Here is an 18,326-nt window from a genome sequence, read left to right on the forward strand (position 1 = left end):
GTAAAGTTCTGATATAACGAACCGCCGTGTACGAGACCCGTACGCACGGTGGTGTGAGAGGCGCACCGTGGGCTTTACAGCTCACGGCCGTCTACTCGATTAGCAAATGTACTTTTTCATTTGAGTAGGAATTCCGTCCGCAATAGCTTTGCATGAGTAAAGTCCATCTGCGCAGACTTGCTCAAAAGTCCATCTGCGTAATACTTACGTTTTACTCTTCTAATCCGTCCGCAAACTTGTTCAAAAGTTCGTTTATTTGATTTTTTCTTTCTCTGCTTTTCTTTTTTTTCGAGAAACTATGAAAATAAGAATTAAACCCAAAACCATTAGGAAATCGCCTAATCCGTAAGCGTTTTTAAGTGCCTCGACAAAAAAGAATTTTTGAGATAGAAACGAAAGAAATCCAATGAATGTAAGAACGAGTCCTATGAGTTCTAATTTATTGTTGTCCATTTTTTAATGGTTTTTTAGGTTACAGTTTGATCATATACTTGACTTTTTACAAAATGGTCTTTAAGTATATTTGCTAACGGTCTCGTATAACCGTCATTTACGGGTTAAATTAGCGTTTATTTTCGGTTTGGCACAGACGTTAGCAATTCTGAGTGGATTCGGACGTAGTCGAATCCGCCGTAATTGCGGTTATACATTGTTGTACGCTGGCTTTTTTTCATTCCGTTACTAATTCCGTTTTGTTATTTTCCTTTTTAATTAAATATAATATTCTGCCTAAATACATTAAAAATGGAATTCCGCTTCCCAGTGTAATTGCAAATAGAAAATTATCATATTCCCAAGCTCCATAACAAACAAAAAGGAATGAAATCAGCATTAAAGTCAGTCCGATATAAATCCAGTTCTTTTTGTTCAAAATATTCTTTGAAAACAATAGTGAAATTGAAATCAGTTTTCCAATTAAGGAAACCAAAGCAATTAAAATCAGACTACTTTCAAAAGGATATTCTTTCTGAAAATTAAATCCGTTTTTAATCAGAGTCGGAATACTTATAAATTCAAACATTACCATTATACCGTAACCGTGTCCAGCAGGAACACCAATCAGAATTATTGAGTTCAGAATTAGGGTTATTATTATCGCTCTTTTTATCAATTATAGTTCGGTTTTCAGCTTGCGTACAACGTACGGATATGTGTACAATTACATATATCCCCATTATATAAACTCTAATCTAAAGGATTTTTAATTGTTTTAAAAGTATTTGTTGCAACATGAGTGTAAATTTCTGTTGTTTTGCTTGAGCCATGCCCTAAAAGTACTTGAATCTGCCTAAGGTCGACATTAGATTCTAAAAGATGTGTGGCAAAACTATGACGAAGTGTATGCGGTGACACATTTTGTTTTACACCTGCTTTATTAGCGGCTTGTTTAACTATTTGCACTACACTTTCTGGGCTATATCTTCCCCCTTTGCGCCCTTCGAAAAGAAATTCTTTAGGCTTCCATTCCTTAAAATACATCCTCAAATCTTTGAGTGCATTCTTTGATAAAAGAGTAAGTCTGTCTTTATTGCCTTTAGCTCCTTTAACCCTTATAAGCATTCGTTTGCTATCAATATCATTTAGTTTTAGGTTCAAAAGCTCGCTACGGCGCAAACCAGAACCATACAGTAGTTGTACAATGCATCTGTGCTTTAAGTTGTTGGTATGTTCAATTATAGATATTATTTCCTCTTTTGAAATTACCGTTGGTAGTTTATTTTCTTTTCTTGGTCGTTCTATTTCATAAAATCTATTTGGCATTCCTAATACTATTTCATAGTAAAATTTAATGGCATTGATGACTTGGTTTAAATAAGAGTTAGATACATTTCTTTGAATTAGTACTTGTAAATAAGCCCGTATGTCACTTTCATCAAGCGTTTCTAATTCTCTTTCTCTATAATGGTTAATGAACATTTCAAAGTAGGTTACATAAGTTTTAACCGTGCTATTGGCGTACTTTTTTAGTTCCAGTTTTAACAAATATTCTTCTGGGCAACGTCGATAACCTTGTACTATAACCCTTTTTCTAAACCATTGTACGTCTACTATTTCATTACTAGTATTAACAGGTTTGTTGATGTAAAATTTATTATAATTAATCCATACGATACCTTTAAAAGTAGTAAAGAGAATTCCCAGATTTTTTTTTGTGTTTAGTATATATGCCATATTGTACTGATGACTCCATTTAGGGTCAGGAAGCCCCTTGATCAAGTTCTGTATCAACTTATCAGGTGAGAATTTAATACCGATCATTTTCTGATCTTTAATCATTAAATGATATAAGGTTATTGATCTTAATGGATTCATGTTGTAAGAATAATTGAAAATAAAATAATTAGCGGTATATTAACTGAGTAATATACGTTTACAATCATTTATGATAAAAAGATGTCCGGAGTGCGATATTGAAGTTGTCGGAAGATCTGATAAGAAATTTTGTTCTGCAAAATGTAAATCCATTCATCAATATGAAAACATTCAAAAGCAAGAAGTTTTTTATCTAAGTGTAGACAAGCAATTGAAAAAAAATAGAAGGCTTTTAAAAAAGTTTAATAAATCTGGTTTTACTACCATTAGAACTACGGTTCTGTTAAACGACGGATTTAATCCTAAATATTTTACGCATTATTGGAAAACGAAGAAAGGGGAGCTTTATTTATTTTGTTATGATTTTGGATTTTTAAGTATGAATAGAAACGGAGTGCAGAAGTATCTAATTGTACAATGGCAAGATTATATGAATGATTGATCAATAAGATGATTTAACATAAAAAAAGGGACAGCCAATGGCTATCCCTTTTTAATATTTTGTTTAAAGCTATTTTATGCTCTTGAGGTCAAAGATTTAAAGAATACAAACCCAAAGCCTAAGAATAACATAAAGTGAAACGGAAACAGTCCGAAATCATTTAATGGTATTGCGCTGTACATACCGAACATGAAATAGACCATTAAGGCAAATTCTAATATCATATTTGGCGATAATTTCTTAGCTAAATATTTATTGCCTTTCCAGCTTTGCTTTATGGTGCTAATATTGAATTTTGGTGTACGTACAAATTCACTTCTTTTACCCATATGACCTTCAATTACAGCAATGGTATTGTGTAAAGAGAAACCTAATGCAACGGAGAAGAAAGTGAAGAATATACGTATGTAATCAACAAAGTTGTTAAAGCCGCTACCCTGTATACTCTTATAAGTAAACCAATAGCAAACGAATAAGATGATCGTACTTACGGTAAACAAGCTTAATAGTGAGAAAACCCAGTCTAAATGACCGTAGGTATTTTTAATATAGAGCGATGGTATACTTAATATAGCTACCAAGAACACGCACAAGAACATAGAGCTGTTCAGTAAATGCATAACCCCGTGAAACTTTGTTTTAAAAGAAATATTTTTTGCAGTTATAACGCTCCATACCGTTTTTCTAAAGTTCTCGGCACCACCTTTGTTCCAACGAAATTGTTGTGAACGTGCGGCACTAATAACTACAGGTAATTCTGCAGGCGTTTCTACGTTTTCTAAATACTTGAATTTCCAATTTTTTAACTGTGCTCGGTAGCTCAAATCTAAATCTTCGGTAAGCGTATCGCCTTCCCAGTTACCGGCATCGATAATACACTCTTTACGCCAAATACCAGCGGTACCGTTAAAGTTGATAAAATGCCCTTTGCTGTTACGCCCAACTTGCTCTAGGGTAAAATGTGCGTCTAAGGCAAATGCCTGTATTTTTGTTAGGGTAGAGTAATCGCGGTTCAAGTGCCCCCAACGGGTTTGTACCACACCAATTTCTTCATCTTTAAAATAGATGACGGTTTTCTTCAACCAATCTGAAGCCGGTAAAAAATCGGCATCAAAAATAGCGATGAACTCACCTTTTGCTACTTTAAGTCCTTCTTTTAAAGCACCGGCTTTAAAACCAGAGCGATCAGTTCTTGTAATATGTTGAATATCTAAACCGGTCTCTTGCAATTTTGCAACAGTGGCTGCAGTGGTAATTACAGTTTCATCGGTAGAATCATCTAAAACCTGAATCTCTAATTTACTTTTAGGGTATTCTATTTTTGCAATGTTTTCCAATAAACGATCCATTACATACTCCTCGTTAAATACAGGTAGTTGAATGGTTACGAACGGAATTTCTTTTGGGTCTAATAAATTAAATTTCGGAGCTGTCTGATCTTGTCTTTTTTGTGATAAGTAGTTGATTAACAGGTTCAACTGCGCCAAGCTGTAAAAGAAAATTAATAGCAATGAAATACTATAAATTACGATGATAAAATAAGCTAAAGCTAGTTCCATATTATTTAATGCTGTATTTGAAGATCCACCCCAAAATTTTTATGCCTGCAAATATACTACCTTTTACGGTTCCTGATACTTTTGAGATGCCAATTCTTCGTTTGTAACGCACTGGTACTTCGGTATATGTCATCTTTTTCTTAAGAACTTTTAGTTGCATTTCAACCGTCCATCCATAAGTTTTGTCTTCCATGTTCAATTCTTTGAGCTTTTCGTACTTAATTGCCCTGAAAGGACCTAAATCTGTAAATTTTGCGCCAAAAAATAATCGCATTAAAAAAGTCGCCAACCAGTTTCCAAAAATCTGTTGCGGCGTCATCGAACCTTCTTCTCGCAAGCTTATTGTTCTGGCACCGACCACAAAATCGATGTCATTTTCTAAAATAGGAGCAATTACCTTATCCAACTCCTCTGGGTAATCAGAATAGTCTCCATCAATAAATACGATAATGTCGGGTTGTTTAGCTGTCGATGCTACATAATCTAACCCTTTAAGGCAGGCATAACCATAACCTTTTCTGGTCTCGGTAAGTACAGTAGCCCCTGCGGCTTCTGCATTTTTTACGGTATCGTCGGTCGAATTATTGTTTACAACGATTACCTCAGATACCGATTTTGGTAGCTCATTGATGACATGGGCAATAGAATCTGCTTCGTTAAAAGCTGGTATAATTACTTTAATATCTGTCATTATTTTAAATCTGATAAACTATTTTCATTGGTAAAAGCACGAAAAGAGGTCCATTCTTTTACTTTTTCACCCTTACTATATTTCTCTGCAGATATCAATTTTGTATCCTTGTATTTTAGGCAATAGCCATCTTTAATTCCTTTAGTTAATTGGCATTTGTGGTTTACACGTCCTTTATTGTCGTAAAATAGCCACCAACCGATTTCTTTGTTGTCAACGAATTTTCCCTCTTTGGTTCTAATTCGATCTTCGCTAAAAAAGAACCAATATTTCTCTCTTTTGCCATAAGCGTAAAAACCTTGTTCAGATTTATGGCCGTTTGGGTGATAGAAGGTCCAATAATCGGTTTTTGTGCTATAGCGAATCCACCCTTCACTTTTTAAGGTGCCGTCGTCGTAATAAGTGCGCTCGTAACGTTTGTCTTCAGGATTAATAAAAGCTAACAATCCTAAACAAATAAGAGCGGCGTAAAAGAGTTTAAATAGCTTCATTTTTTATAATATCAGGTTAACATCTAAATTTTATCTATTCCAAAGATTGTACGCTTATTTAGAGCTCTTAATGGTATAGGTATTCTTTCCTTTTTTTAGCGGAATTTTGGTTCCTAGCCAATTTAAGTTGCCTTTCATGGTCTCAGGAATGGTTATTTCTGCGGATAATTTATTCTTTATTCTCTTTAATTCAAATTCAATATTACCTTTTGATGTAGGAAGCAAACCTGCTATTTCATTTAGTTTGCCAAATGCCGGAGCAATTTCTACCTCTTCAAAATCATTTTGTACAGACCGGATGCCTGCCAAATAATTAAAATAAAAATATGCGGGCGACGCACTCCACGGGTGTACCTCTGACCTCGTTGGTTTCTCTACACTTTCAAAACGCTCTAAAGTCGTGGTCATATGATCATTGATCATTTGTTCCCAAGGTTTTTGGGCAACATCGAATAATTCTGGAGCGCCTACTTTTTTAATCGCTTCGAAAAGATAAAAACGATAGTAGTAAGTGGCTTGTAATAACTCTTCTTCGGATAGAATTTTATCTAAAAGAGCGCGCTGCTCATTTTCTGGTATGGCATCGGTCAATATCGCCATAATATTGGTATGCTGATCGTAAATAGTTTTATCGGGTCTTTCGGCAAAAAGACTTCTGTCGGTATCATAACATAATTCGTATACCGATGTAATAATTTCGTTAGCACGATTTTTATAATTGCTAGCGGTCTGCTCATCACCAATTTCACTGAAAAGTCGCGACGCATTTTGTAATGCATGTACATAATGTAAGCTAACTACTGCGGAGTTGAGTCCGTCATTTTTGGTAGCAGTTCCGCTACCATTATTTGGTCCAGTATACCAATCTACAAAATAGCGGTATGGTGTTTTGTTGACCAGATTAAGGTCGTTCATATTCTTTTCAAATCCCGCTAAGGTATTAATAATGCCATTTTTATAGGTATGAATAAATTCTTTGTTGCCAGAAGTTTTGTAATAGTCGGCGATCATATCTACCCAAACCAGGGAATACGTAGGATAAATAAATGTAGAACGAAGCGGGTAAGCACCTAGAATATTACCATCAGAATCTCTAGAATGGTCAAACTGGCGAATTGCATTTTTAGTATGTTCGGCATTACCGCTTAAAGCTTGCCAGATTAAGCCTTGTATTTTTGTATCGCCCACATACTGCATGGTTTCATAATAGGCATCACTTAAAAAGTAGTCTTGTGTACAGATATCGATGGTACGTTTGCAGATGTCAAAAATGTTATTATACATGTCATCGTCTGAAGTGAACTTTGCAATAGAAGGTATGGTAGTTCTAGACCTATGATTTACGAAATTTTCAAGAAGAAGTTCTTGGTCTTTAGTTTCAATTTCAAACTCAATAAATCGAAACGTACGCATCCAATTCGGAATGAATTTTTGGGCATCTTTTCCGTTAGAAATAATTTCGTCGTAATAGCCTAGAAGCTTTTTGTTCTCCAAGTCGTTGCGATCCCCTTTTTCATTATTAGCGCCAAAAAGATTCTCGGCATATTTGATGATTATTTTAGCGGATTTACCCTTACTGAAAACTAATTCTGGGAATCCGTTAGTAACATATTGTTGATCTAATAAAAAAGTGGTGGTAGTATTCGGGGCAAGAGTTAAACTACCCAACACCGGAAACTCAGTTTCAAGAGGTTTCGAAGAACGAACAATACTTGCAATTCTTTCCTCGTCCCATGAAAGCAATGGTAGATTACGAGGTTCCAATAAATAAGCAATAGATCCGCCCATGCTGCTGGCATTTTCGAAAAATTCCACTTTTTTCCAATCTTTATCATCAAAATTTAATGTTCCCCAATAAGTAGGGTAGTAGTTCATGTCAATAATATCGGTAGGGTTGTTGGCATAAAAGCCGCCAACGATAGCCTTTTCACCGTCGCCTCTCCAAACGACTTCGTTCGCTTTGTACGATTCGTCGATGGCGCTTACCCAAGTATCATTAAATCCGGTGGTATTAATAATTTTGGCATTTTCAGAAACGCCATTTACCATTAAACTAGTAAAAATGGACTGCATGCCTAAAAATCTTCTTTTACCAAAATTAATCACCTTAACCGCAATAACATTTTTCCCTTGGTTCAGGTAATCTTTAAGGTTTAAGGTTTCGTATTTGTAGTGCTGAATATCGCTCAACTGCGGCCCGTGGGTAATAAACTTACCGTTTACATAAAGGTAGTAATGATTGTCTGCAGAAATATTGATAATAAAATCACCTTTGGAATTTGCTATTTCAAAGGTGTTACGAAACAACACGGTTATGTCTTCGCCACCTTTAACATCTGGGTGACTTACCCAACTGGCACTGATGTTCTCTTTACCATAAACAACTTCAGGGTAATTGACTTCCGTTTGCGATTGAACAGAAAGAGATACTAAAAGTAAGAAGTAAAACAAGCGATTCATGTACTATATATCTTGGTGTATTTTGGTTGTAAAGATCATGAAAGAATGGTAAAACCAGTCTTTCATGAAATTTTTCCTGTTTTATAATTTAAGTGTACTTGAGTTTATAAGTCACAATGCAAAGAAAATAGCATAATCCATTTTAGAAATAAGATCTATTTCTTGTTCACTAGATCCATTAAATCAACATCGTTACCTAATAAGACATCTTGAGAATTGATACGTCCTTTTTCTGGTCCGTTTTCTAATTTTAAAACTCCTCTTGGGCAAACCGCAGAACAAATACCACAGCCTACACAACTAGAACGTACAATATTTTCTCCTTTTTGAGCATAGGCACGAACATCGATACCCATTTCACAATAGGTAGAACAGTTACCACAAGAAATACATTGCCCACCATTGGTCGTAATTCTAAATTTAGAGAACATACGTTGTTGAAAACCTAACATAGCTGCCATTGGGCATCCAAATCTGCACCAAACACGGTTACCTAAAATAGGGTAGAATCCTGTTCCTATAACTCCAGAGAAAATACTACCGATTAAAAAACTGTACGTGGTACGTAATGTTTCTGCTTTGAAAATGAATATGTTTCCTGAGTTGCTAAAAAAGTGCATTCCTATTAATACAGCGATAATAGTGAAGTAGCCGATAGCACCATATTTGGCATCTTTCGCCAATTCTTCTCTTTTATATATCATAACCCAAGCAAAAACTGTGGTTAAAATAACGGCTACGCCAGAGATAAATACTGTTTTGGTAAGCCAGTATTTGCTAGTATCATTCCCTAAATACGAGTAGATAACTGCCGTGGTCATTAGGGTTACGAATACAACAACACTGTGTACTACCCAACGCTCAACCTTCCAAGCGAATTTAGATTTGTCGCTTAACTGACGAAAAGAATCACCGGCAGTTTCAGCCAATCCGCCGCAACCACAAACCCAAGAGCAATACCAACGCTTACCGTATTTGTAGGTTAAAAAAGGAGAGATCACAAAAATCGAAATAATTCCGAAGAACAACATCGTCATACCAACACTACCAGAATCTATAAAGCCATTAATACGGTAACGTTCAAAGTTGTAGTAGTTTAAAGGCCACATATTCTTAAGGTCGTAATATGGTAAATCACCATTTAAACGCGCCATTATTTCTGGAATAAAAAAGGCAAATGCAGTTTGAAAAAACATAACACTGACCGTTCTCAATTGCTCGTATTTATTATGACGGTATTTCCAGATGAATTTAGCTCCAAAAGCTAAAATAGCAACGGTATACATAGTGCCGTAAACGAACCATTGACTGGCAGGGTTTCCGCTAAGTCCTTTACTTAACGGATCAAATAAGGCGATTAAACCCGTGTTATCGCCATCTTTTACAAGACCTAAATACTGCGGATAGAAATAGAGTACAATATAAAACCCTGTTAAGGCTATACCTCCCATCCAGGCAAGTACACCACGACTAGAAATAGATTTAAACCAAACGCCGTCATTTTTTATTCCCTTATGTTTATGAGCATAGGCTGCTTGCGAAAACCAAATAATACCTGTAAAAATAGCTACGATAGAAATCGTTAACCACAATGCACTATTTCCTAACTTTAAGTTGAACAATTGTAATATAAGTATGCCCATACCGGTCATACCTACTAATACTGCCAATTTTTGGCCTGTGTTTAATGCTTTAGGCGGTTCTCCCGCGAGTGACATACTTCTGTCAAAATTACCCATAGTAGGTGTTGTTTGTATTTGTTATTGAGTTAGGCGATACTGAAAATACGTTTCCAGCTTTTTTTCTTTGCACTAATGTTCTTTTTGAAATCAGCGTTGTATTTAGCCACAATTTCATCTTCGTAGAGTTTGTAGAACTCAGGATCGAAATTGGCATCTTTTAAATAGGTCATTACATGGTCAATATCTTTGTTCTCAGTCAACCATTGATCAAAAATTTCATGTCTCATGCGTATGCCAAAAGTATTTATACCCAAAAATTGATGAGTTTCTTTGTCGAACGCTACGGTAATGCATATTTTTTCAGAAGCATGGCGCCAATGAAAATGTTGTTCATTATCTTTTTTGCTACGTTCACTAAATACCCAGCCGTAGGTTTGGTATTCTACATCTAAAAATTTAGCCGAATTGAACCAGTGACCAGGGTTGTATTCTCGTGGTTTTCCGCAAATGGTTTGTGCAAGTGCTTCGCCCATCATTCTACCCGTATACCAAACAGCCTCTATAGGTCTTCTGCTACCAATACCTTCATGTTGTTCTGCACAATCGCCAATAGCGAATACATCTTTTACGTTGGTCTCCAAGAATCGATTAACCTTAACACCTCTGCCTAATTCAATACTAGAATCTTTAAGGAAATCTATGTTTGGGGTTACGCCGGCCGTTAAGCCGACCACGTTACATTCAATAGTTTCACCTTTATCCGTTACTACAGCTTTTGCGCGACCATTTTTGTCAGCAATTATTTTCTCAAGATTGGTATCTAATTGTAAATCGATGTGGTGTTCTAGAATATGTTCGTTGATCATAGCAGATTCCCCAGCAGGTAGAACCCCGTTCCAAAAGCTCTTTTCACGAACTAGAAAAGTAATCGGTATTTCGCGAGAGCGCAGCATTTCTGCCATTTCAATACCTATGAGTCCGCCACCTACAATAACAGCTCTGTTACAAACCTTTTTATTAGGGGCATTTTTCTCAAGCATCTCTAGGTCTTGTTTAGAGTACAGGCCTTGTACACCTTTTAAATCTTGACCAGGCCAGCCAAACTTGTTCGGTTTAGACCCTGTAGCGATAACTAGTTTATCATATGATATAGACGAGCCATCTTTTAAAACAAGCTTTTTGGCATCGGTTTCCACTTTTTCAACAAATCCGTTAACGAGGTCGATTCTGTTTTTCTTCCAAAACCAATTTTCGTAAGGTTGTGTATGTTCAAATTTCATGTGCCCCATATAGACATACATTAATGCCGTACGAGAGAAGAAATAGTCACTTTCTGCAGAAATAATGGTGATTCGTTTGTCTGATAGCTTACGTATATGTCTAGCTAAAGTGACTCCGGATATGCCATTACCAATAATTACTATATGATCCATAAATGCTTTTATTGATGGGTGTGTCGGTATTAAAGGTAAGAACTTAATAGGCTTCTTTTTATTTATAAAGATTATAAACTTGTTATACTTCTGTGATACTTTTAAACCTAGTTTGCGTTTTAATAGAATTAAAACGGATTTGTAACACGCAGTAAATCAGTGTTTAATTGGCTTGAAAATTTTAAATAAAATAAGTTATTTTTTTAGGAAGTGTATGTTTTTGAAAAAAGCCACGACCTAAACAAACTCAAATGCGAATTGAAATTTCGAATAACATGAAAAGAACTTTACTACAGACACTATTTTTACTTTTAATAGTAACCAATATATCTGCACAAGATGTAGCTGCCTTTTTTAACAAGAGCGATAGCTTTTTTAAAGCCAATGTAGTTGATGGTAAAGTGAAATATGCAGCGATAAAAAACAATCCTGAAGCTTTGAATGCTTTATTGGAAACTGCGAAAGGTATTTCAGTTTCAAAATCTGATGCTGCTACCTATCAAGCTTTTTGGATCAATACATATAACCTACTTGTAATTGACGGAATTGTTAAGAATTATCCATTAAAATCGCCTTTAGATGTTGCTGGTTTTTTCGATAAAACAAATCATGAAGTTGGTGGTAAATCAACAACCTTAAACGGAATAGAGAATGATTTGCTGAGAGCACTATTTCCAACAGAAGCAAGATTTCATTTTGTATTGGTATGCGCAGGTTTAGGATGTCCACCAATAATAAACAGGGCTTATACACCTAAAACATTAGAAAGTCAGTTGCAAAAGCAGACCGTAATGGCATTGAACAATCCTAATTTTATAAAAGTAAATAAGAATAAAGTTCAGATATCACAATTGTTCGAGTGGTACAAAGGAGACTTTGAACAAAAGGGAAGTACAGTTGATTTTATAAATACGTATAGAAACGAGCAATTGCCAGAAAATGCAAAGCTTTCTTATTACCCTTATGACTGGTCTTTGAACGAAGCTAAATAATTAATAAAACCTAAGAACCTTATTATGAGTATTATAACTAGAAATTTATTTCTTGCAGTGGCTTTTTGTGCCTTTTTTAAAGGATATAGTCAAGATAGTTTGCAACAGAAAAGTAATATACAGCAGTATACACCCTCGAAATTAGTGGGTAAAGGGCAGTATGATATAAAATGGTTCAACAATTTATATACCGAAACCAAGAGTACATTTGCGTCTGGTAAAATACCTAGGCAATCATTTTTTACGTCTACCATTGAAGGGTATACAGGTGTAGGTACGAACAAAAGATGGAATGTAGGTGCAATTCTAGAATTCAGATCAAACGTAATTGGTGATAGAAGTGCCTTAGATGTATTTAAATTCGATGGAGAGAACAATACCGCCAGATCCGGACTTACCTCAATTGCACCATCTGTAAAGTTTGTGCCGATTGCTTCGGTCAGTAATTTTTCTATTCAAAGTTCATTCTTTCTACCGTTGGTCGATAATGAAACTGAAAATGGAGTGTTTCTAGATCAAAAAGGATACATCTGGCAAAATAGATTCTTTTACGATTATACCTTCCCGGGGGATAAGTGGCAGCTTTTTAGTGAAATTTACTCAGAGTTAAGTTTAGGCGACAAAGAAGAGAGTTTCGCAAATAATAGTTTAAATCTTAGTCCGGGTTTATTTCTTAGCTATTTTCCATCCAGTAAATTCACCGTTTTGGCATTGGCGCAACATTCTCAGCGTTTAGACTTAGGTAACAATTTTACACAAGATTTTACAGCCTTAGGTGGTGGTGCAAAATATCAATTGACAAATACTTTGAACTTAGAGGTGCTGTATACCAATTTTGTTCGTGGTAATAATACAGGTTTAGGGCAAACCTTCAATTTAGGATTGCGCGGTATATTTTAAAAATAGTTTGAGTGCTCTTAAAAGAGCCTTTTGTTATCAAAAACAACCAGATTCTTTCTTGGGTGTTAATAGGTATGCTTTTGAACTATAATTGATTACGCAATTATTTTGTTCTATATTGAAAATTTTGGTACCAAATTCAATTAAGTTATAGTATAGGTAGTTTAAAAAATAATGAAAACAAAAACACTTCTTTTTTTTATTTTCTTATTTGCTAGCTTCTTTATGATAGGGCAAGATGATAAGGTGGTAGACTTGAAGTTTGAAGGTGCAAAGCGTACCAAAGTATCTTTCATTGAAAATCTTGTAGATTTAAAGAAAGGTATGGTCTTAGATTCTGTTCTAATGGATCGAGATATACTTCGTTTAAAAAGATTACCATCAATTTCTCATGCGTATTACGAGGTTAAAAATGTAGCAAATGAAAATTGTGAGGTAGCATATGTTATTGAAGAAAACTTTACGTTAATTCCATTTGCGAATCTATTTAGCTCGTCTAATGATGATTTTGCTTTTAGAATTGGGCTGCAAGAGTTTAATTCTTTTGGTCGCAATATTACGCTGGGTGTTTTTTATCAGTATGATAATTATAGCTCGTTTGGGTTAAGTATACGGGCACCTTACTTATTCTCTAATAAGCTGGGTTTAGCTGTAAATTATAATAATTTCACCACATTAGAGCCTGTATTTTTTCAAGATGATACAGCAAATTATAAATATAACAATACCGGCTTTGAACTCTTAGGACTTTATGAACTCAATTTTAAAAATAGAATGGAACTGGGCTTTAGTTTTTTTACTGAAGACTACGAATATATTGATGGCGCTACGAGTGCCGGTGTACCGTTGAATTTAAATGTTGATAAGCATCTGTTCAAATTCATTTATGATTATAACGGCTTAGATTATTTTTATCATTATTTAGAAGGCTTTAGAAGTCAGCTTAATTTTCAATATGTGGGCAGTACCAATACCAATTTACCTGAATTCTTAATTGGTTTTAATGACTTTACCTATTTCAAAAGAATAAGCGATAAAGGTAATTGGGCCAGTAGGCTGCGTTTAGGTTTAGCAAGTAATGTTGATAGTCCGTTCGCACCCTTTACCGTAGATAATAACTTAAATATTAGAGGGGTCGGTAATACCATTGATAGAGGTACAGGTATGGTTGTTTTGAATACAGAATACCGACAAACTTTAATAGATAAAAATAAGTTTGTGCTACAAGGAAACGTATTTATAGATGGAGGAACATGGCGGAATCCCGCAGGCGGATTTGATGATTTGCTAAAGAGTGAAAATCTTAGAATTTACCCGGGTGTCGGACTCCGATTTATGCACAAGCGAATTTTCAATGCCATTTTTAGGATAGATTACGGCTACGGAATAACAAAAGACGGCGACAATGGGATTGTCTTTGGTATTGGTCAATATTTTTAGCAATCTTTGTGCTTCGATAGAAAGCCATAAATAAAGTATGGCATAGACCTTGCGTTCTAAATTAGCATGAAATACACCAATTTTACAATTATATTTTTAATGTTTTTAAGCGTTTTTTGCGTTGCGCAAGATTCGTTGAAAACGGTTGTGGCAGAGCCCGGCGACGGAATTTTATCGCTATTAAGAAAGCAAGGTGTAGATCCGTATGAGGCGTATGATGAATTTATAACCTTAAACCATCATGATTTACGCGATAGCGTGCACCTAGTTGCTGGTAAAATTTATGTGCTTCCAAGAATAAAGTTAGATACAGTGGGTATCGTCGATTCACTACAAGTACAATCAAAAGAAATAAAAAAAATAGAAAGTGTTTCTTACGACATTTTTGGGGAGAAACATAAAACGGTCATTGCTAAAAGTGAACGCTTAAAAGGCAATGTATATTATTTAGTTTCAGGTCATGGTGGTCCCGATCCTGGTGCTATGGGTGTTTATGCAGGCAAGACTATATCTGAAGATGAATATGCTTATGATATTACATTAAGACTTGCAAAAGAATTAATTGCGCATGGGGCGATGGTGTACATTATAATACAAGATAAAAATGACGGAATTAGAGATGATTTCGTTCTTGAAATTGATCATGATGAGGTTGCGTATATGAATAAGACAATACCGCTAAACCAAGTAGACAGATTAAAACAGCGAGTAGATATTGTTAATAATCTGTATAAAGAAAATAGGGGTAAGTATCAGCGATTAATCGTAACCCATGTAGATAGTAGAAGTGAAGGGCAGAATATAGATGTTTTCTTTTACCATCATGAACATAGTAAGAACGGTAAAAAATTAGCGGAAAGTATTCATAAAACCTTCGATGCTAAGTACAAGAAATACCAGCCTAACCGAAGCTATGCAGGCACTTTCGAAGATAGAACTTCGCTTTATTTGGTCAAGAAAACACACCCTGCTATGACCTTTATTGAAATTGGTAATATTAGAAATGCGAAGGATCAGATTAGAATAGTAGATCCTGACAATAGGCAAGCATTGGCTAAATGGATCAGCGAAGGTGTTTTGCTCGATTTTGAAGAAAAGTAAGGGTTATGTTGCAATGTATTTTAAATAATACTGATGCAGTTCGGTTGGTCTTGCGCCTAAGTAATACTTTAGATGAATCATGCCGAAGTGCCATTGTAAACTAATCATTCCGCGTTCTTCATAGCGTCTGGCAGATGTTGTAACGGCAGAAGAAATAATCTTAAAAGGTTTCATTTTGTAAACGCGTCGAATGAATTCATTGTCTTCGTAAATAACATAATTTTCATTGAAGCCGTTAAGTTGGTTAAAAAGTTTGTTGGTGATGAATAATGACTGGTCTCCACCACGACAAATTTGATGGTTAATACGTGTACACCAGGCGAAGAATTTTAAAAAGCGGCTTTTGCTATTAAAACGCATTTGAAAACAACCCACCTCAAAACCGCTTTCAATTTCATTTAAAATTGCATTGTCAAAATCTTTTGGAGGTAAAGAATCTACATGTAAAAAATAAAGGATATCACCACTGGCTTTTGTCGCGCCAAGGTTCATTTGTGCAGCACGTCCTTTTTTACTTTTAACAACAGATGCGCCATGTTTTATAGCATTTGCAACGGTGTTATCTGTGCTACCGCCATCAACCACTAGTATTTCTTTAATGCAGTCAGAGCCTGCATTGGTTGAAATAGCGAAAAGTACATCTTTAATATACTTCTCTTCATTCAATACCGGTATAATAATACTAATGGTTGGCTGGTGGGCACTCATACAATACTGTTTGCTTACTTATGGTAGCCAAATATTGAGAATCCTTACAATTGCTTGATTAATTCTTGAAATAATTTCACCATTTTAGGCTCCGTTCTTTCAGCAATAGCTATAATTTCACTGATGTCAACAGGCTTTAAATTGTCTGGATCACATTCATCTGTTAAAACAGAAACGGCAACGATAGGTAATGACAAATGATTGGCAACGATAACCTCTGGTACGGTACTCATACCAACAGCATCTGCACCAATTAATTTAATCATTCTATATTCAGCTTTTGTTTCTAGTTGAGGTCCAACTACAGAGGCATATACGCCAGTTTTCAGGGAGATATTATGCTCCTTGGCAATAGCCATTAGTTTGGTGCGCATATCTAAATCATAAGGCTCAGACATATCTGCAAAACGCTCGCCAAAATCGCTAACACCTTTAAAAGCTAATGGAGAGCCGCCTTGTAGGTTAATGTGATCTTCGATCAGCATCATATCACCCTTTTTATAATCAAGGTTTACTGCACCGGCAGCATTAGAAATAAATAATTTAGAAATACCCAACATGTGCATTACGCGAATAGGGTAGGTGATATCTAAAAAGTCGTAGCCTTCGTACAGGTGAAAACGACCTTGCATTACAACTACTTTCTTTCCAGAAATGGTACCATATACCAATTTACCTGTATGAAATTCTACCGTTGCCAATGGAAAAAATGGAATGTGATTGTAATGAGCTTCAATAGGGTCTTCAACACTATTTACCAATTTGCCTAATCCTGTACCTAAAACAATACCTATTTCAGGTTTATCAAAACCTTTATTTTTAAGGTATGCTACAGATTCTAAAAGTTCATCTTTCATCATAATTTTATATGTTTTAGAAAGGGCGTAAAGGCATCGATGTCCTTTATGTCCTCGTAATAATCTACGTCGTTTTTTGTTTCTAATAGGGCAGTAGTTTCATTTTTAAGATCAGACAAAGTGTCCTTTAAAACGGTTTTTGTTCCCCATGTTTTGTTTTTGAATAGTGCTGGTAAAAATTTCTTCATACCCAATAAATAGTATCCGCCATCTTCAGCAGGGCCAACTACAAAATCGTTTTTCTCTAAAGATTTAAATGCTTCTTCTAAATCTTCTTGAGAAAGATCTAGCATATCACTGCCAATGATAATAATTTTTTGATATTCGTTCTGAAACCCTTCTTGAAAGGCATTTGCCATACGAACACCTAAATCCTCACCCACTTGAAGTTTCTTTCCGAATTTTTGATTGTCCCAAATATCGTTTTCCCAAATTTCTTCAGAATAATACACCTCTTTTTCGGCATATAAATTTTTGGTGATCGCTACGGTATGGTCTAATAAAAATTTATAAATATCATATGCAGCTTGGTCGCCAACAGTAGCTGCTAAGCGTCTTTTTCCTTTACCTATTTCAGGGTTTCTGGTGAAAATAAGTAAAAGATTGTTTGAATTTGCGAGGGTAAAATCTATGACCTTTTCGTCTCGCTCTGCTTTGTTGTTCTGTAGTATTGCCAATGTAATTTTTTAATTTTTCCTAACTCCTAACTCCTAACTAATACACCTTAATTCCTTTTTGTAAAAGTTTGCCCCAGTGTTTGCTAAAAGCATGAACGCTATCGGTTGCAATTTCTTTGTCGTTAAAAACCGTTCCACCTTTATTTTTCCATTCAAAAATACCACCATGCAAATTTAGAATTTTGGTATACCCCAATTCTTTTAGCTTCTCGCCAATATCTTCTGATCTTACGCCGATAGAACAGTAAACGATTATGGGCTGCGATTTGTCAGTAATAGTTTCCAGTGCCTTTTGCTTGTCAAACTTTTTATATCCGACCCAAATGGCATTTTTAAGATGGCTTACTTCAAATTCTTCTTTTTCTCTAGTATCTAAATATGCGATAGAATCTGTCTCTGGTAAATGATCAAAATAAGCATAAGGTATAGTTCCCTGGTTCCAAGAGTCTAGCACTTTTGAAATTTTGTCTTGTCCTAAACTATATTTTGAAAAAGAAAAGAAGGCAAGAACACAGAGTAATAACTTATAATTTAGTATTTTCATTACTACAAAGGTACTATAATTAGCATGTAAGAAGTA

The 18,326-nt window shown here is 35.3% G+C and carries 18 protein-coding genes; 5 read left to right on the forward strand and 13 right to left on the reverse strand.

Annotated elements, in window-relative coordinates:
• Positions 1 to 252: 252 nt before the first annotated feature.
• From ACEN2N_RS11035 to xerA, 3 genes are all read right to left on the reverse strand, one after another.
• Positions 253 to 453 carry a hypothetical protein gene (locus ACEN2N_RS11035; protein WP_441824380.1) on the reverse strand — a complete coding sequence of 67 codons (201 nt, stop codon included), beginning with the start codon at positions 451 to 453 and terminating at the stop codon, positions 253 to 255.
• Between the two features lie 217 nt (positions 454 to 670).
• Positions 671 to 1,111 carry a hypothetical protein gene (locus ACEN2N_RS11040; RefSeq protein ID WP_441824381.1) on the reverse strand — a complete coding sequence of 147 codons (441 nt, stop codon included), beginning with the start codon at positions 1,109 to 1,111 and terminating at the stop codon, positions 671 to 673.
• Between the two features lie 74 nt (positions 1,112 to 1,185).
• Entirely contained in the window at positions 1,186 to 2,259 is a 1,074-nt protein-coding gene (gene xerA / locus ACEN2N_RS11045; RefSeq protein WP_441824382.1) for a site-specific tyrosine recombinase/integron integrase, read from the reverse strand.
• A gap of 124 nt (positions 2,260 to 2,383) precedes the next feature.
• On the opposite strand from xerA, the gene ACEN2N_RS11050 reads away from it, so the two are divergent.
• Positions 2,384 to 2,755: a hypothetical protein gene (locus ACEN2N_RS11050; protein ID WP_441824383.1), complete on the forward strand. Its 372-nt coding sequence runs from the start codon at positions 2,384 to 2,386 to the stop codon at positions 2,753 to 2,755.
• Between the two features lie 74 nt (positions 2,756 to 2,829).
• On the opposite strand, the gene ACEN2N_RS11055 is transcribed toward ACEN2N_RS11050, so the two are convergent.
• From ACEN2N_RS11055 to ACEN2N_RS11080, 6 genes are all read right to left on the reverse strand, one after another.
• A complete protein-coding gene (locus ACEN2N_RS11055; RefSeq protein ID WP_441824384.1) occupies positions 2,830 to 4,314 on the reverse strand; it encodes a cellulose synthase family protein in 1,485 nt (494 codons plus the stop codon).
• Between the two features lies 1 nt (position 4,315).
• Positions 4,316 to 5,005, reverse strand: coding sequence for a glycosyltransferase family 2 protein (locus ACEN2N_RS11060; RefSeq protein WP_441824385.1), 690 nt, complete (start codon positions 5,003 to 5,005; stop codon positions 4,316 to 4,318).
• Complete coding sequence (locus ACEN2N_RS11065; protein ID WP_441824386.1) at positions 5,005 to 5,496, reverse strand: toxin-antitoxin system YwqK family antitoxin; 492 nt, start codon at positions 5,494 to 5,496, stop codon at positions 5,005 to 5,007. Before ACEN2N_RS11065 ends, ACEN2N_RS11060 begins: the two co-directional genes overlap by 1 nt.
• A 54-nt stretch (positions 5,497 to 5,550) precedes the next feature.
• The gene (locus ACEN2N_RS11070; protein WP_441824387.1) at positions 5,551 to 7,956 is read right to left on the reverse strand and encodes an alpha-L-rhamnosidase-related protein; all 2,406 of its coding nucleotides are present in this window, start codon (positions 7,954 to 7,956) and stop codon (positions 5,551 to 5,553) included.
• 155 nt (positions 7,957 to 8,111) lie between these two features.
• Positions 8,112 to 9,695, reverse strand: a complete 1,584-nt coding sequence (locus ACEN2N_RS11075; RefSeq protein ID WP_441824388.1) for a 4Fe-4S binding protein — start codon at positions 9,693 to 9,695, stop codon at positions 8,112 to 8,114.
• Between the two features lie 29 nt (positions 9,696 to 9,724).
• Positions 9,725 to 11,071: an NAD(P)/FAD-dependent oxidoreductase gene (locus ACEN2N_RS11080; RefSeq protein WP_441824389.1), complete on the reverse strand. Its 1,347-nt coding sequence runs from the start codon at positions 11,069 to 11,071 to the stop codon at positions 9,725 to 9,727.
• Between the two features lie 251 nt (positions 11,072 to 11,322).
• Between ACEN2N_RS11080 and ACEN2N_RS11085 the strand changes: the two genes are divergently transcribed.
• From ACEN2N_RS11085 to ACEN2N_RS11100, 4 genes are all read left to right on the forward strand, one after another.
• Positions 11,323 to 12,063: a DUF547 domain-containing protein gene (locus ACEN2N_RS11085; RefSeq protein ID WP_441824390.1), complete on the forward strand. Its 741-nt coding sequence runs from the start codon at positions 11,323 to 11,325 to the stop codon at positions 12,061 to 12,063.
• Between the two features lie 24 nt (positions 12,064 to 12,087).
• Positions 12,088 to 12,963, forward strand: a complete 876-nt coding sequence (locus ACEN2N_RS11090; protein ID WP_441824391.1) for a hypothetical protein — start codon at positions 12,088 to 12,090, stop codon at positions 12,961 to 12,963.
• A gap of 174 nt (positions 12,964 to 13,137) precedes the next feature.
• Positions 13,138 to 14,403, forward strand: a complete 1,266-nt coding sequence (locus ACEN2N_RS11095; protein ID WP_441824392.1) for an outer membrane protein assembly factor — start codon at positions 13,138 to 13,140, stop codon at positions 14,401 to 14,403.
• A gap of 66 nt (positions 14,404 to 14,469) precedes the next feature.
• The gene (locus tag ACEN2N_RS11100) at positions 14,470 to 15,504 is read left to right on the forward strand and encodes an N-acetylmuramoyl-L-alanine amidase family protein (RefSeq protein WP_441824393.1); all 1,035 of its coding nucleotides are present in this window, start codon (positions 14,470 to 14,472) and stop codon (positions 15,502 to 15,504) included.
• A gap of 3 nt (positions 15,505 to 15,507) precedes the next feature.
• Here ACEN2N_RS11100 and ACEN2N_RS11105 read toward each other — a convergent pair whose 3' ends face one another.
• Genes ACEN2N_RS11105 through ACEN2N_RS11120 form a run of 4 tightly spaced genes read right to left on the reverse strand, consistent with a single transcriptional unit; the run spans position 15,508 to position 18,290 of the window.
• Positions 15,508 to 16,212, reverse strand: a complete 705-nt coding sequence (locus ACEN2N_RS11105) for a TIGR04283 family arsenosugar biosynthesis glycosyltransferase (RefSeq protein WP_441824394.1) — start codon at positions 16,210 to 16,212, stop codon at positions 15,508 to 15,510.
• A 44-nt stretch (positions 16,213 to 16,256) separates the two neighbouring features.
• Positions 16,257 to 17,072, reverse strand: coding sequence for a purine-nucleoside phosphorylase (locus tag ACEN2N_RS11110; protein WP_441824395.1), 816 nt, complete (start codon positions 17,070 to 17,072; stop codon positions 16,257 to 16,259).
• On the reverse strand, positions 17,069 to 17,740 hold the full coding sequence (locus tag ACEN2N_RS11115; RefSeq protein ID WP_441824545.1) for a TIGR04282 family arsenosugar biosynthesis glycosyltransferase: 672 nt from the start codon (positions 17,738 to 17,740) through the stop codon (positions 17,069 to 17,071). Before ACEN2N_RS11115 ends, ACEN2N_RS11110 begins: the two co-directional genes overlap by 4 nt.
• A gap of 43 nt (positions 17,741 to 17,783) precedes the next feature.
• Positions 17,784 to 18,290, reverse strand: coding sequence for a rhodanese-like domain-containing protein (locus ACEN2N_RS11120; RefSeq protein WP_441824396.1), 507 nt, complete (start codon positions 18,288 to 18,290; stop codon positions 17,784 to 17,786).
• Between the last annotated feature and the right edge of the window lie 36 nt (positions 18,291 to 18,326).

The organism is Maribacter spongiicola, assembly GCF_052119685.1.
Classification (GTDB): Bacteria; Bacteroidota; Bacteroidia; order Flavobacteriales; family Flavobacteriaceae; genus Maribacter; species Maribacter spongiicola_A.